General features: G+C 35.1%; 13 protein-coding genes and 1 riboswitch. Of the genes, 6 read left to right on the top strand and 7 right to left on the bottom strand.

Translation table 11 applies throughout. The features are described from left to right. Positions 1–61: 61 nt before the first annotated feature. Complete coding sequence (locus ACZZZI_RS16160; RefSeq protein WP_463489998.1) at positions 62–1,288, bottom strand: multidrug effflux MFS transporter; 1,227 nt, start codon at positions 1,286–1,288, stop codon at positions 62–64. 161 nt (positions 1,289–1,449) lie between these two features. On the opposite strand from ACZZZI_RS16160, the gene ACZZZI_RS16165 reads away from it, so the two are divergent. Continuing rightward, positions 1,450–2,220, top strand: coding sequence for a queuosine precursor transporter (locus tag ACZZZI_RS16165; RefSeq protein ID WP_316760697.1), 771 nt, complete (start codon positions 1,450–1,452; stop codon positions 2,218–2,220). Positions 2,221–2,342: 122 nt separating this feature from the next. Here the strand turns inward: ACZZZI_RS16165 and ACZZZI_RS16170 are convergent, their stop codons facing one another. The 3 genes from ACZZZI_RS16170 to ACZZZI_RS16180 form a co-directional block, all read right to left on the bottom strand. After that, positions 2,343–3,587, bottom strand: coding sequence for a homoserine dehydrogenase (locus ACZZZI_RS16170; RefSeq protein WP_316760694.1), 1,245 nt, complete (start codon positions 3,585–3,587; stop codon positions 2,343–2,345). A 198-nt stretch (positions 3,588–3,785) separates the two neighbouring features. Further along, positions 3,786–4,844, bottom strand: a complete 1,059-nt coding sequence (locus ACZZZI_RS16175; RefSeq protein WP_344765969.1) for a homoserine O-acetyltransferase family protein — start codon at positions 4,842–4,844, stop codon at positions 3,786–3,788. Positions 4,845–4,879: 35 nt separating this feature from the next. Continuing rightward, on the bottom strand, positions 4,880–6,211 hold the full coding sequence (locus ACZZZI_RS16180; RefSeq protein ID WP_316760688.1) for an O-acetylhomoserine aminocarboxypropyltransferase/cysteine synthase family protein: 1,332 nt from the start codon (positions 6,209–6,211) through the stop codon (positions 4,880–4,882). A 286-nt stretch (positions 6,212–6,497) separates the two neighbouring features. After that, positions 6,498–6,608: riboswitch (SAM riboswitch) on the bottom strand. 215 nt (positions 6,609–6,823) lie between these two features. On the opposite strand from ACZZZI_RS16180, the gene ACZZZI_RS16185 reads away from it, so the two are divergent. Further along, positions 6,824–7,831 carry a hypothetical protein gene (locus ACZZZI_RS16185; protein ID WP_463489999.1) on the top strand — a complete coding sequence of 336 codons (1,008 nt, stop codon included), beginning with the start codon at positions 6,824–6,826 and terminating at the stop codon, positions 7,829–7,831. 321 nt (positions 7,832–8,152) lie between these two features. Here ACZZZI_RS16185 and ACZZZI_RS16190 read toward each other — a convergent pair whose 3' ends face one another. After that, entirely contained in the window at positions 8,153–9,268 is a 1,116-nt protein-coding gene (locus ACZZZI_RS16190; protein WP_316760683.1) for a trans-sulfuration enzyme family protein, read from the bottom strand. Between the two features lie 122 nt (positions 9,269–9,390). On the opposite strand from ACZZZI_RS16190, the gene ACZZZI_RS16195 reads away from it, so the two are divergent. The 4 genes from ACZZZI_RS16195 (at position 9,391) to ACZZZI_RS16210 (ending at position 12,942) form a co-directional block, all read left to right on the top strand. Beyond that, a complete protein-coding gene (locus ACZZZI_RS16195) occupies positions 9,391–9,885 on the top strand; it encodes a hypothetical protein (protein ID WP_316760681.1) in 495 nt (164 codons plus the stop codon). A gap of 292 nt (positions 9,886–10,177) precedes the next feature. Beyond that, on the top strand, positions 10,178–11,371 hold the full coding sequence (gene mqnE, locus ACZZZI_RS16200; RefSeq protein WP_316760680.1) for an aminofutalosine synthase MqnE: 1,194 nt from the start codon (positions 10,178–10,180) through the stop codon (positions 11,369–11,371). A 134-nt stretch (positions 11,372–11,505) separates the two neighbouring features. Further along, positions 11,506–12,132 carry a histidine phosphatase family protein gene (locus ACZZZI_RS16205; protein ID WP_316760678.1) on the top strand — a complete coding sequence of 209 codons (627 nt, stop codon included), beginning with the start codon at positions 11,506–11,508 and terminating at the stop codon, positions 12,130–12,132. Between the two features lie 69 nt (positions 12,133–12,201). Further along, complete coding sequence (locus ACZZZI_RS16210; RefSeq protein WP_463490000.1) at positions 12,202–12,942, top strand: menaquinone biosynthetic enzyme MqnA/MqnD family protein; 741 nt, start codon at positions 12,202–12,204, stop codon at positions 12,940–12,942. A 92-nt stretch (positions 12,943–13,034) separates the two neighbouring features. Here ACZZZI_RS16210 and ACZZZI_RS16215 read toward each other — a convergent pair whose 3' ends face one another. Together ACZZZI_RS16215 and ACZZZI_RS16220 are read right to left on the bottom strand one after the other, a co-directional pair. Next, a complete protein-coding gene (locus tag ACZZZI_RS16215) occupies positions 13,035–13,349 on the bottom strand; it encodes an HPF/RaiA family ribosome-associated protein (protein WP_463490001.1) in 315 nt (104 codons plus the stop codon). 152 nt (positions 13,350–13,501) lie between these two features. After that, entirely contained in the window at positions 13,502–14,926 is a 1,425-nt protein-coding gene (locus ACZZZI_RS16220) for an MATE family efflux transporter (protein WP_344765963.1), read from the bottom strand. Positions 14,927–15,101: the final 175 nt, after the last annotated feature.

Below are 15,101 nucleotides of genomic sequence, written 5' to 3' on the forward strand. Positions count from 1 at the left end.
TTTCTAAGAAAACGAGTCTTTTTATCATTACAGTTTTCAAGGACGTATTTTCAAAAGAAAACTAATGTGCAACAACTGCTGTATCTGCACTTGCCTCAATTTCGGTTACTATAAATCTTCGGCCAATTAGTAGGCAAAACATGGCAATAAAGGCAGCGGAAGTCATCACTAAGGGCATAGGTACAACCGAATGTTCGCTAAATAAACTCACCATTACCGATGCTAATGCGCCTAATCCCATCTGTAAAGCACCCATTAAAGCCGATGCGCTTCCTGCGTTTTTAGTAAATGGTGCTAAAGATAAGGCTGCTGCATTCGGGTTTATAAACCCTAAACAAGAAAGAAATAAAGCGATAAAGCCGATGGTTAAATACAAATTTAACCAATCGTTTAAAGCGAAGATTAAGAATAATAAACTAAAAGTACATTGAGCAACCAAAGCCCAGGTTACTATTTTCTTGCTTGTAAACCATTTTAAAATTAAACTGTTTAACTGGCTTGATCCTATAAATGCAACAGATAGCAATGCGAAAATCCAACCGTAACCAGTTTTACTTACTTCGTAAATTTTCATAAACACCTGTGGTGAAGAAGACACGTATGCGAATAGGCCCGAAAATGTAATCGAACTGATTAAGGCATACGTGTAAAACTGTGGTTCTTTTAAAACAAGTAAGAAATTGGTAAGAATAGGTTTTGGTTTTAAAGAATAACTTGGATCGGGTTTATAGCTTTCTGGTAATTTAAATATCGATGCCAATAACATTAATATTGCCATAAAACCTAAGAATACAAATACATATTTCCAACCCAAAGCCGAAATTAAATAACCGCCTGCAGTAGGGGCGAGCATTGGCGAAACTGCAATAACAAGCATTAAAGAAGCAAAAACTTTGGGACTTTCTTCTACCGTGAATAAATCTCTAACCATTGCCATCGATGCAACTGCTGTTGCACAACTTCCGATTGCCTGAACAAACCGAAGGACAATTAATTGGTTAACATCTGTTACCGCTAAACACAAAAACGAAGAAAGAATATACAGCGCCAATCCAAAATACAATGGCTTTTTTCTTCCAAATTTATCTAACAGGGGCCCATAAAGTAATTGCCCTGCAGAAATACCTATAAAGAAACTCGATAGAGATAATGCTACAGTAGATTCTGTACTTTTCAAATCTTTGGCAATGTCTAAAAAACCAGGTAGATACATGTCAATTGAGAAAGGCCCAATTGCTGCTAATGAGCCCAAAATTAAAATGAGATAAAAGTTTTTTTTCTTAGCCATGTTCTGTTAGTTTTTTCCGAGGCGCAAAGATTGGTAGATTTAATTTCTTAACCTATTTTTAAGGTCGAACGATTGTAAAATGTAATGAGAATTAACTTAAATTTTAAATTTAACATTCGAAACAATAAATCTGATGCAATTTATTTTTAGATTTATCCTCTATGACTTTTAAAACTAAAGAAAGCCGTTTACTACTCATTCTGGGTAGTTTTTTTGTGGCAAATGCAATATTATCAGAGTTTATTGGGGTTAAATTGTTTAGTGTTGAGGAGACTTTGGGCTTTAAAAAGTTTGATATGAATTTGTTTGGCGTTCCGCATTTATCTTTTAACATGTCGGCGGGAGTTTTAACTTGGCCAATAATTTTCGTTATGACAGATATCATTAATGAATATTTTGGCTTAAAACAAGTTCGTTTTCTTTCCATATTAACCGCTATTTTAATTGCATTTGCATTTTTGGTTGTATGGGGAGCAATTCACCTAACAGCATCAGACTTTTGGGTAATGAATAAGGTTAACGGCAGACCATTAAATATGGTTGATGCTTTTGATAGTATTTTTGGGCAAGGAATGTGGATTATCGTCGGTTCTATTACCGCTTTTATTGTAGGACAAGTCTTAGATGCCTATATTTTTCATCGCATAAAAAGAATCACTGGAGAAAAGGCTTTATGGTTAAGGGCAACAGGTTCGACATTGGTATCTCAATTTATTGATAGCTTTGTTGTGATATTTATTGCATTTTACATTAATCCTAATTATAACTATAGTTGGCAGATGGTATTTGCAATTGGTTTAGTTGGTTACACCTATAAATTTGTTGTTGCAATCTTAATGACTCCAATTTTATATGTTGTCCATGGAATTATCGATGGATATTTAGGCAAAGATTTAGCACATAAGTTAATGCATATGGCTGGAAGAAACTAGTTCAGAATATTTAGGAAATTTAAGGTCAAATTGTTTTGAAAAATGAATAACGCAAAAGGTCGGACTCGCTCCGACCTTTGTGCTTAACAACAAAACAAATAAAAAATTAACCTTAAAAAAAATTAAAGGGCAGCCAATTCCTCTGCAAAAACATTATCAGCAACTTTGTCTTGCTTATAAATTTGTCTGCCAGTGTAGGCTATAAAAACATTAGTATCTAAAAGTAAATCACGATTTTTAATCAGGTTTTCTAATTTAACTGTCCCAATTACATATTTGAAACTGCTTGCAGCATAGCGCTCGCTGATATCGTCAAACTCTAATAACTTAATTAAATCTTCATCTGCATAACGCAGATAAACTTCAAGTAAAATATCCTCGGTATGTTTCGCTCCATTTTCTGAGTGATATTTTTTATACTCATAACGATAATCATAACGTAAAGCAGCGATATCCGAAAGTACGGCAGCACCAGTTGGATGACCACCTGCACCTTTACCAAAGAAAAACTGCTTATCAGCAAAAGCTGCCTGAACGGTTACTGCATTGTATTCATTTTCAACGTTATATAGAAAATCATCCTTTGCAACAAGTTTAGGTAAAACATAGGTAACAATATCTTTTGTATTTACTTTACGAGCAGTGGGTACTAATTTAATTTTGAAATTTTTCTCACGAGCATATTTAATGTCATGAGCAGAAAGATTCTGGATTCCGATATTTAATATTGCATCAGGATTCACAAATAAACCATAAGCGTGAGCTGTTGCAATAGCCAATTTATATTTCGGGTCGTAACCACCAACATCTAAAATCGGATCTGTTTCTGCGAAACCTAAATCCTGAGCTTCTTTTAAAGCTGCATTGTAACTTTGGTTTTCGTTAAAAATTTTTGATAAAATATAATTTGATGAACCATTGAAAATACCACTTAAAGCATGAAAAAGCTCATTATCATAATATTCTTCTAAATTTCTTATAATTGGAATACTCCCGCAAACCGCACCTTCATACAATAAAGAAGTGCCATGTTTTTGTTGTAAATCTACCAACTCTTTTAAGTGAGTAGCAATCATTTTTTTATTTGCAGAGACTACATTTTTACCGTTTTTTAATGCTGTAGTTACAATTTCATAGGCCGCATCAGCATCATTAATTAATTCTACAATCGTATTGATTTCCGAATTATTCAGGATTTCATTTTTATCGGTTGTAAATAAATCTTTATTAAGCGTACGCTTCTTTTTTGGATCTTTTATTGCGATTTTAATAATTTCTAAATTAAGGTTCTGGCTTTGGATTATGTCTAATAATCCTTGCCCTACAACTCCGAAACCAAATAAACCGATTTTTAAATTCTTACTCATGGTGTTTTAGTGTATCAAGTAGCGAGTATCAAGATTGGACGTTTGATACTCACCATCAAATTTTATTATGTTTTGCCACGGAAGTACAGATTTACACGGAATTAAATTCCATATTTTCTTTATTTTAGTGCTTCCGTGGCTGATTAATTATTTTACTTCTTTAGCCTAGGTTTTTTCCTTAAACCTTCCGCCATCTTATCAAGCTGTGTGCTGTAGCTTAATTATCTTTTTGTCACGGCTTTCTTTAATAAAAGTACCGATGATGTTCGTTAAGGCGTTGGTTTCAATCAAGAACCCATCATGGCCATATTCAGAATGTATAGCTGCGAACTGTGCATCGCTAATGTTATCTGCTAAGAATTTCTGTTCTGCAATTGGAAATAAGAAATCATTTTCAATTCCAATTACCAAGGTATTTGCCTTGATCAATTTCAAGGCTTCCGCAATGCTTTTACGATTTCTACCCACATTATGGCTATCCATCGCTTTAGTTAAATAATAATAACTGTAAGCATTAAAGCGATTTATCAATTTTTCTCCCTGGTAATTTTGGTAAGATGAAGCTCTGAAATTATCTGTTTTGTCGTTTACACTTTCTACTTGTGTACTTCCGTAAGCATTATACGTACGATAACTCAAAAGCGCAATACTGCGTGCTGCTTTTAAACCTTTGCTGCCACCATCAGGTTGGTTTGCGTAAAAGGTTCTATCGGTAGTAATGGCTAAACGTTGACTCTCGTTAAAAGCAATTCCCCATGGAGAATGTGCCGCATTTGTAGCTACAAGTATTAAGTTTTCAATTTTATTGGGTTCGATAATACTCCATTCTACAGCCTGCTGGCCACCTAAAGAACCGCCGATTAAAAGTTTAATTGAATCAATTCCTAAATGCGTAGCTAAAAGTTGGTGTGCCGAAACAAAATCGCGAACAGTAAATTGTGGAAACGATAAATAATAAGGTAATCCATTAACTGGATTAGTACTTAAAGGGCTTGTGGTTCCGTAGTTAGAACCCAAAACGTTTGCACAAATTATATAATGATCGTTTGGATTAAACAAAGCATTTTGCCCAAATAAACCTTCCCACCATTCAAAAACATCTGCATTAGCAGTTAATGCGTGACAAACCCAAATTACATTATCTTTTTTAGCATTTAATTTGCCATAAGTTTGATAAGCAATTTGCAGGTTGCGAAGTTTCTTGCCGCTTTCTAATTTGAATTGTTTGTTGTAATTATATGTTGATAATGTGCTCATTCTTAAAAGATATTCTGATTTGGTAACGAAAGTGATTAGGCCTGTAAACTTTTTACGTTTAATTGCGAACTGATTGCCGAAAATGCGTGTTCGAAATCGGCTTTAATATCATCGATGTGCTCAATTCCTACCGAAACACGAAGTGAATTTGGCTTAACTCCAGCAGCCAGTTGTTCGCTTTCGCTTAATTGTTGATGTGTAGTTGCCGAAGGCTGAATGATCAGTGTTTTGGCATCACCCACATTAGCTAAATGAGAAATCAGTTTTAAATTATCAATTAATTGAGTTGCGCTTTCCTTACTGCCGTCTAACTCAAAAGATAAAACCGCACCAAATCCATTGCTTAAATATTTTTTAGCTAAACTATTGTATTTGCTGCTTGCTAATCCTGGGTACGAAACTTCTTTAACTGCTGGGTGATTTTCTAGCCAGGTTGCTAATTCCAAAGCGTTATCAACATGGCGTTGCACACGAAGTGATAATGTTTCTAAACCTTGTAGCAAAAGGAAAGAATTAAATGGAGAAAGGGCTGGGCCTAAATCTCTTAAACCCTCTACACGGGCACGAATAATAAATTGAATATTACCAAAAGGACCATTAACGCCAAAAACATCGCTGAAAACCAAACCATGATAACCTTCAGATGGTTCACTAAATTGTTTAAATTTTCCGTTACCCCAGTTGTAGTTTCCGCCATCAACAATAACGCCGCCAATGCTGGTTCCATGTCCGCCAATCCATTTAGTTGCCGATTCTACAACAACATTTGCACCGTGTTCTAATGGTTTAAATAAATATCCAGCCGCACCAAAAGTATTATCAACTACTAAAGGAATATCATATTTCTTTGCAATTGCGGCTATTTTCTCAAAATCAGGAATACTAAATGCAGGGTTGCCTATAGTTTCCAAATAAATAGCTTTTGTTTTCTCTGTAATTTTCGCCTCAAATTCTTCGGGAACATCTGGGTTAGCAAAATCTACATGAATGCCTAAACGTTTAAAAGAAACTTTAAACTGGTTATAAGTTCCGCCATAAATGTGTGATGAAGAAACGATACTATCGCCCACTTCTAAAATGTTATTTAGTGCAATAAACTGTGCCGCTTGTCCCGATGCTACTGCTAAAGCTGCAACACCACCTTCTAAAGCTGCGATACGTTTTTCAAAAACATCGTTCGTTGGATTCATAATCCTGGTGTAAATGTTTCCGAATTCTTTTAACGCAAATAGGTTTGCTCCATGTTCTGCATTTTTGAAGCCGTAAGAAGTGGTTTGATATATAGGAACAGCTCTTGAACCAGTTGTTGGGTCTATTTCCTGACCTGCGTGAATTTGTAAGGTTTCAAATTTATATGATGTTGACATAATTTCTAATAATTAAATGTGTGATTGTTTGATAAGTTTACCCGAAATCATGAATCTTAAAATCATGAAAATTCTGGTAGGCGTTAGGCGTATCCCGATTTATCGGGACCTTCCAGTTTGAAATAGAAACAAAAAAGGAAGTTTTTTAAATTACTGTATCCAACAGCACATACAAGTAATCGCCTGCATATCACAACAAATAAAAGAAATAGAAATGTTTTCTACCTTTTTAAGGTTTACACTGGGCTCGCTTTGCGATAGAAGATTTAATGTTTTCATCAGTTCTAATTTATATCTCCAAATAACACCATGTTATTCGGTCAGGAATTGGCACCTTCTCTTTCTGAGGGTTGCCAGTGGGTCACGGAGCCAGTCTCTCGCCACTTCTTTATAAATCAACCCGATTAAGATTGACTTTTATTTAGCTTTTTGCCAAATAATATTTCAAATGTGAGAATTTAATTTTAATTCACAAAATAAAATTCTGAAAATTAAATAATATATTGAAAATGAACTACCTAATTTTATATTGAAATGATAAAACGCAATATTTAATATAAAATTTACGCTTAAAACTCTAAGTTTGTCTTACCTATTAAAATCTAATCATTAATGAAAAACGCAAAAAACCTTTGCTTCGCAGTGTTATTAGCCATTGCAAGTATCAATAATGCCAATGCTCAATTTGGCGGATTAAAAGATAAATTATTAAAAGTTGGAACTGCACAAGGCGCCAAAGCTTTAGGAGTAGATAAATTTTTAAAACAACCTGCAGCAATAACAACAGCTTTCGAAGATGTAAATCGCGAAGGCGAAATGATGCCCGACTTTAAAGCCACGCTAAAAGCCCAGCCTTTATACTTATTGCCTAAAAATCCAGATGGCGGTTTTGTGCTTTGCGAAGGACTTTATGAAATGACCAATAAAAGTTATTGCCTAAAAGCAGGCACATTTGCACCATCAAAAGGCGATGGTTATATGTTTGCACCAGTTTTAGGCCCGAAAGAGGAAATTGTAGTTTCTATATTAAAAAGTGCAGAAAAACACCAGGATGTAGATCAGCACGATATTCAGGTTTTGCTGTGGACAATTATTGCCCGAACAAAATTTGCCGATTATGCTGGTCAGGTTAAGTTAACTGCCATAAAACTCTTAACTCCTAAACAGCTTACTCAATTAGAAGGAGGCGCATTAGGCGTTCTACCTTTCGATGTGATGGAGAAAGCTAAAGACCAATTGCCATCTGGTGTAAAAGCAGTTTTTGAAGCCGAAAATAACATTCGCCAACTGGTTTCTTCAGGTAATTATACTTATGCCGACATGGAAAAGTATGCAATAATTGCTGGTATGGCTCCACCTCGTACCGATGTGCCAAGCGGCATCTGGACCAAACATCCTGATGGGTATTATGTACGTTATTATCCTTCAGGTTACTCCATAACAAAAGTTCAGGTTTATGTGCCAAAAGAGTTAATCGCTGCAGGAAATAGAATCGTTTATGATGCTGCTGGCGACATCGCTTGTCCTGCAAATACTGGTTCTCAGCGTTTAGCGCAAACAAACGAGCCATTAAACCCAAACTATTCGGCTAAGTTAGTCACCGCTTGTAATCCGAAATAAAATTTGAAAATGAGCGGGATTGTAATTCTTCGGAATATACAGTCCCGCTTTTCGCTGTAGCCCCGATAAAAAATCGGGGGCTGCCGCTGCAATCGGGTTTATAAACAAAGGGTAGTTTTCCACCTGTTATTAAGCGTTCGTCATTGCGAGGAAAGAAGCAATATTAATCAGCTAGACCTAAAAATTTTAAGATTGCTTTGTACTTACTGAATGGGATTTCTAGTTTTTGGTAATTAGAAACTTTAGCCCATTTAGTCAAAAAAACACTCTAGTTCGATCTAAATGAGTATTTCCTTCAACAAGCTCAGGATGACAAAAGTTCTATCCTAAAGCCTGTTCCAAATCTGCGATAATATCATCAACGTGTTCTAATCCGACCGAGATTCTTAATAAATTTTTAGGTGTTTTGCTATCAGGTCCCTCTACAGAATATCTATGCTCAATTAAACTTTCAACACCGCCTAAACTTGTAGCTTGTGCAAATAACTGTACTTTATTAACTACCATACTGGTTTCTTCTGCATCGCCTTTAACTAAAAAAGACATCATTCCGCCGAAATCTTTCATTTGTTTTTTTGCAATTTCATGTTGAGGATGACTTTCTAAACCTGGGTAAAAAACAGCCTCAACTTTTGGGTGGTTCGCTAGGTAATGAGCAACTTTTTTCCCGTTTTCGCAATGACCTTTCATGCGATAGGCCAAAGTTTTAATACTTCTGCAAAGTAAAAAGCAATCAAATGGCGATGGTACTGCGCCACCAGTTTGTTGAATATTTTTGATTTTCTCCCACAATTCATCCTTTTTGGCTGTTACCAAAATTCCTCCAAGAATATCGCTGTGGCCACCAAGGTATTTGGTACTGCTATGCATTACAATATCGGCGCCTAATAAAATTGGATTTTGTAGGATAGGCGATGCAAAAGTACTATCGCAAGCTAAAGTAATGTTGTGGCTTTTTGCAATTTTAGAGATTTCTTCAATATCTGTAACTTTTAATAATGGATTTGAGGGTGTTTCAATCCAAATTAATTTAGTGTTTGGCTTTACACAATCTTTTATTAGCTCTAAGTCTGTTTGATCAACAAAATCGAATTCTAATGTTTCATTAAAAATCGTTAGTAATTGCTTTTTAATTCCCCAATACATATCATCTGGTGCAATAATATGGCTCCCTGGTTTTAAAGCCTGAAACAAACTCATGCCGCAATTATTGCCAGATGCAAAAGCCGCTGCATCTTCACCGTATTCTAATTTGGCTACAGTGTTTTCTAAAGCAGAACGATTTGGATTGCTCACACGACTATACATATGCCCACCTGGATAAGCTCCGTTTTCATCACGAAAAAAAGTTGTCGATAAATTTATAGGTGGCGTAACATCTCCAGTTGTATTCTTAACAAGATTAGAAGCGTGAATAGCAAGGGTTTCGGGTTTCATTATGATTTTTGTTATTGAGGATATTTTTATGCGCAATTTAACAATTTGATACTAATTTTTAGATTCAATTTGTTTTGGCAAGATTTATGTGTTTGTTCTGACGAAAATTAATTAAACAAAAAATGAGAAGATTATTTATAGCTATCGCGATAGCATGTTCTACCTTAATTATGATGCAAAGTTGTAACACTGCAAAAAGAGTAACTGCAGGTGTAACAGGGAGCAGAGGCACGGTTGTACGTGATTGGGTTGTAAGCAATGTGGCTTTAGAAGGATTACCTGATGGTGCTGTTCAAGGTTTATTTGGAGAAAAATCTTACAAATGTTTTCAAGGTAGTACCTGGAAATTAACTAACAGCGGAAATGGTTCTTATACATTACCAGCTTCAAGCACTTGTGGAGCAGTAATGCAAACTATTTTCTGGTCGGCTGCACCTAAAGATCAAACTTTCCAGTTTAAAAAAATCTACGAAGGTGATAAAGCTAAAAATGTTGCTGAAGGTTACCGTTTAGTATTAACAGAACTTTCTAGTACGCAGATGGTTGTGAAATCGCCAATTGAGTTTGGAGGAAAAACAGCAAATATTGTATTAACATTTGTTCCAGCTGCAAGATAAAATCTACCTACAAAAAACATAATTAAAAAGTACTTCTAAATAGAGGTGCTTTTTTTTTGCCACAGATTCCCGAATTGATTATTATAATGTTTTTGCCACGCAAACACAGATTGACACTTAATTTCAAGGGGAAATATTTCTATGCTTCCGTAGCAACTTTTATTTTAAATAATTTTTTTTCAGTTTTCCGAAATTTAAAAACAGTTAATCTACGGCTAACTTGCCGTTTGTTACAAGAAAATGATTTTCAAATCGCCTCAATATTGTATTTTTGTTCAAAATAAAATCAGGAATGACTACAACTTCACAAGTTGAAAAAATATTAGCTGATACTAACTTATCAACTGAACTACAAAACATAGCACAAAAGGTTCTCAACGGAGAGCGAATTACTTTTGAAGAGGGAGTGCATCTTTACGAACATGCCGAATTAGGTTATTTAGGAATATTGGCTAATTTTATCAGAGAGAAAAAGCATGGCGATATCACTTATTTTAATCGGAATTTCCATTTAGAGCCAACAAACCTTTGTGTTTACGATTGTAAATTTTGTTCTTACTCTCGACTAATTAAACAAAAAGAAGAAGGCTGGGCTTTAACTATGGAGCAAATGCTCGATATCGTTAAAAAATATGATGGTGAGCCTGTAACTGAAGTTCATATTGTTGGGGGAGTTTTGCCACAGTATGATATGGCTTTCTATTCTGCTTTGTTTACCGCTATAAGAGAACATCGTCCTGAGCTGCATGTGAAAGCATTAACACCAGTAGAATATCATTATATTTTTAAGAAAGCGAAAATTGATTACGCTACTGGTATGAAATTGATGAAAGAGGCTGGTTTACAATCTATGCCTGGTGGTGGTGCAGAAATTTTTCATCCAGAAATACGGGAGCAGATTGCAAAAGATAAATGTACAGGCGAGCAATGGTTGGCTATTCACGAAGAATGGCACAAGCTTGGCATGAGAAGTAATGCGACTATGCTTTATGGTCATATCGAAAAATTTGAACATAGGGTAGATCACATGGAAAAACTACGTGAGTTGCAAGATAGAACCGGCGGTTTCCAAACTTTTATTCCTTTAAAATTTAGAAATCAGCATAATCAAATGAGTAATGTTTCTGAATCATCCGTTATCGAAGATTTAAGAAACTATGCCATTGCCCGTATTTATATGGATAACTTCGATCACATTAAGGCTTATTGGGCTATGATTAGTCGGGAAACTGCTCAGTTATCCTTAAACTATGGTGTTGATGATATTGATGGAACTTTAGATGATACGACTAAAATCTATTCGATGGCTGGTGCGGAAGAACAAACGCCTGCAATGAGTACCAAAGAACTGGTAAACTTGATTAAGCAAGTCGGCAGAAAGGCAATCGAACGAGATACTTTATATAATGTAGTCACCGATTTTGAAAACGTGGTTTTTGAAGAAGAAAAGAAACCAGCTTACTATAAATTGCCTGTAGTTAATTAAGGTTTTAAGATTAAGGTATTTTCATAATTCATAATCTTTTTACCTAAAGAATTAACTTACAGCATAGTTTTACATTAATATTCAAGATTTGGCATTTGCTAAATCATAACGATTATCCTTAAATTATAAAGATCTTGGCTAAACAAATTTATATCATCCGTCACGGAGAAACAGAATTAAACAAACAAGGAATCGTACAGGGAAGAGGTATAAATTCTGATTTAAATGACACGGGAAGAGCACAAGCCGAGGCTTTTTATCAGACTTATAAAAACATTCCATTTGATAAAATTTATACCTCAGATTTAAAACGTACATGGCAAACTGTTCAGAAATTTATTGATTCTGATTTGCCTTGGGAAAAACTTTCTGGATTGGATGAGCTAGCTTGGGGTGTTTGGGAAGGTAAAGCAAATACAGAGGATGCCAGAGATGCTTTTCGTGAAATGCTGAAAGCCTGGGAAGATGGTAATTATACGGCTCATTTTGAAGGCGGAGAAAGTGTTCAGGATGTATATGAACGTTTAAAACAACCAATGGAAGTTTTATCTAACAAACCCGAAGAACAAACCGTTTTGCTTTGTATGCATGGTAGAGCAATGCGTGTTTTTCTTTGTTTACTTTTAGATAAACCATTAAGCGAAATGACTGAGTTTCCACATCAGAATACAGTTTTATATAAAATGGGTTTTGAAGATGGAAAGTTTACTGTGCTCGAATTTAATAGTGCCGTTCATTTGGATGGTTTGGTTATTGATTAAAGAATCATTACATACTTTGGATTTTATTTCAATAACTGTAATTTTATAATAAAATATTTATATAACACCTTGAATAATATTAAAATATCGGCTGTTGCCTATACCAATACTAAAGCTTTTATTTACGGATTAGAGCATTCAGATATCATCAATAAAATCGATTTAAGTTTAGATATTCCATCAGAATGCGCTGCCAAAGTAATTAGTGGCGAAGTCGACTTAGGATTAATGCCAGTTGCTGCGATTCCTTTTGTACCTAATGCAAATATTGTAGCTGATTACTGTATTGGCAGCGATGGCGCTGTAAATTCGGTATTTATTTTTAGTGATGTTCCTGTTGCTGAGATTAAAACTTTAAGATTGGATGCACACTCCAGGACGTCAAATAATCTTGCAAAAGTTTTGCTGAAATTTCATTGGAAGCTAGGAGTTGAATTTACAACCGATCCAACTGTTAAAACAGATGCTATTGTTTTAATTGGAGATAGAACTTTCGGCAAAAAAGAAGACTTTGCTTTCGTTTATGATATGGGCGAGGAGTGGAAAAACTTTACAGGTTTACCTTTTATGTATGCTGCCTGGGTAGCAAATAAAGAAATTTCGCAAGAATTTAAAACAGAATTTAATGCAGCTTTAAAGTTTGGTTTGGCGCACAGAAACGAAGTTTTGAAAGATTTGCCTCAAATACCAAATTTCGATTTAGAAGATTATTTATACCACAAACTTCAATTTGATGTTACAGATGATCGAAAAAGAGCAATGAACTTGTTTTTAGCCTATATCGAACAGCTTGAAAAAGTTAGTGTATAATTAAACTTTAGAAAAGCAGTACCTTAATCAATTTTGAAAGATAAATTAATTTAAAAACAAAAAACGCCATCAAATATGATGGCGTTTTTGTTTTAATGTGTTTTAAGCTTTCCGGCTATTGTTTCGAGTTTGCTTTTCAATTTGTTTATTGCACCATGTAGGGCTAAATCGTAGTTGCTTCCTAAATTGGTGACCGCAATTGGTTCTTTTCCTGATATTCTGGCTTCTAATAAGCATCGCTTATCTTCTAAGCCTTCTTTGCTTCCGTTTTCATCTGATAGATGAACTTCTAAACGAGTAATTAAATCATCAAATCTGCTTAAACCTTCGTTAATTGCATTTTTAATTTTGTTTTCGTATTCCTGATGGATAGTCAAGTTTTTGTCGGTGTTCAGCTGAATCGTCATATATTTAAGTTTAAGTACATTTACAACAACATAAGTAATAAATCGTTTTGAAATATAGCTTTTAAAATAAGAATTTTACTATAAATACAGATTTTGCATAATTTCTAAAGCGCATGTTTTTTTAAGTCTGTTACTTAAGTATTGACAAAATTCTAAACCATTGTTTTCTTCCACTTACCTTTTTTGAATAAGATGAATGCTGCAACGGCAATTCCTGCTTCTGCACTTGGTATGGCAATGAAAACACCAGTAGGACCCATTTCTAAGTATTTTGCCAGGAAGTAAGCCAACGGAATCTGGAACAACCAAAATGCAAAAATGTTTATTTTGGTTGGTGTCCAGGTATCGCCTGCGCCGTTAAAAGCACTGCTAAACACCATTGCGGCTCCATATATAATAAAGCCAATACTTAAAATTTTTAAAGCCCTACTAGCAATCTCAATTACTTTCACATCTGAAGTAAAGAAAGATGCAAACAAATGACCGCAGGTTAGAAACACAACGCTAACCACCGCCATAAAAACAATAATGTATTTTAAGGTTTGAAAAACAGATTGCTCCGCTCGATCAATATGGCCTGCACCTAAGTTTTGTCCCACTAAAGTTGCTGCTGCATTGCTTAATCCCCAAGCTGGCAACAAGAAAAACATCATCAAACGTAATGCCGTTTGATAACCTGCTGAACCCTCATCGCCACCTGTTGTAGCTACTAATTCTGCTAAGAAAACCCAACTACAACTTGCAATTACAAATTGAAAAATAGCAGGAGCAGCAATCTTCACAATTGCCTTTATTTGTTCAAGATCAGGTAGGAAATGACTGATGCGAATTTTTAAGGCATTTTTACCATTAAATAAATTGTAAATCTGATATGTTACCCCTAGTCCTCGACCAATAGTTGTTGCAATGGCAGCGCCTGTTAAACCGAATGCTGGTATTGGTCCGAAACCATTAATAAAAATAGGGCAGAGGATTATATTAGCGATGTTGGCAATCCATAAACTTCGCATCGCAATTGCTGCATTACCTGCACCTCGAAAAATTCCGTTGATTAAGAATAAGAGTACGATAATAATACTTCCACCCATCATAATTCTCATGAATGTTGTACCATGATTAGCGGTTTCCGCCGAAGCGCCCATTAGCAAAAGGATCTCTCTGGCGTAAATTAAGCCTGCAATACTGATTAAAATGTTAATTGCGACAGCAATCACAATCGTTTGCATACCTGCTTTTGATGCGGCTTCTGGGTTTTTCTCGCCAATTCTTCTGGCAACAACAGCTGTCGCAGCCATACTTAGGCCAATCGCTAATGAATAAATAATGGTTAAAACCGACTCGGTTAAACCAACCGTTTGGATTGCATGGCTACTGTTTTCTAAGTGCCCTACGAAATACAAATCGACTAAAGCAAAAACCGATTCCATGGCCATTTCCAACATCATTGGAATGGCTAATAGAATTATGGCCCGTTTTATACTGATTGAAGTTAAATCAACTTCGTGGCCTTTTAATGATTGTACAAGTACATCAAAAAAAGATGATAGTTTGCCCTGCGTCTTTACTGACTGTGACATATATTAATATTGTAAAATGTGATGAATAAACCAAAAGATATGCAGCCTGACTGCAAATATCTGAAATTGAATGGAGGGAATCCTCGGTTGTTAAAACCTAAAACGGATTGCAGATACTATCATGGTTCTGTTCTTTTTGATATGGCAAATATAAATAAATTTTCTGATTGTCAAA

It is taken from the genome of Pedobacter sp. AC190 (genome assembly GCF_979258025.1).

Coding starts and splice junctions, on each gene's coding strand:
- ACZZZI_RS16220 (WP_344765963.1), bottom strand. CDS start 14,926: ATGTCACAGTCAGTAAAGACGCAGGGCAAACTATCATCTTTTTTTGAT.
- ACZZZI_RS16170 (WP_316760694.1), bottom strand. CDS start 3,587: ATGAGTAAGAATTTAAAAATCGGTTTATTTGGTTTCGGAGTTGTAGGG.
- ACZZZI_RS16160 (WP_463489998.1), bottom strand. CDS start 1,288: ATGGCTAAGAAAAAAAACTTTTATCTCATTTTAATTTTGGGCTCATTA.
- ACZZZI_RS16175 (WP_344765969.1), bottom strand. CDS start 4,844: ATGAGCACATTATCAACATATAATTACAACAAACAATTCAAATTAGAA.
- ACZZZI_RS16185 (WP_463489999.1), top strand. CDS start 6,824: ATGAAAAACGCAAAAAACCTTTGCTTCGCAGTGTTATTAGCCATTGCA.
- ACZZZI_RS16190 (WP_316760683.1), bottom strand. CDS start 9,268: ATGAAACCCGAAACCCTTGCTATTCACGCTTCTAATCTTGTTAAGAAT.
- ACZZZI_RS16215 (WP_463490001.1), bottom strand. CDS start 13,349: ATGACGATTCAGCTGAACACCGACAAAAACTTGACTATCCATCAGGAA.
- ACZZZI_RS16165 (WP_316760697.1), top strand. CDS start 1,450: ATGACTTTTAAAACTAAAGAAAGCCGTTTACTACTCATTCTGGGTAGT.
- mqnE (WP_316760680.1), top strand. CDS start 10,178: ATGACTACAACTTCACAAGTTGAAAAAATATTAGCTGATACTAACTTA.
- ACZZZI_RS16195 (WP_316760681.1), top strand. CDS start 9,391: ATGAGAAGATTATTTATAGCTATCGCGATAGCATGTTCTACCTTAATT.
- ACZZZI_RS16180 (WP_316760688.1), bottom strand. CDS start 6,211: ATGTCAACATCATATAAATTTGAAACCTTACAAATTCACGCAGGTCAG.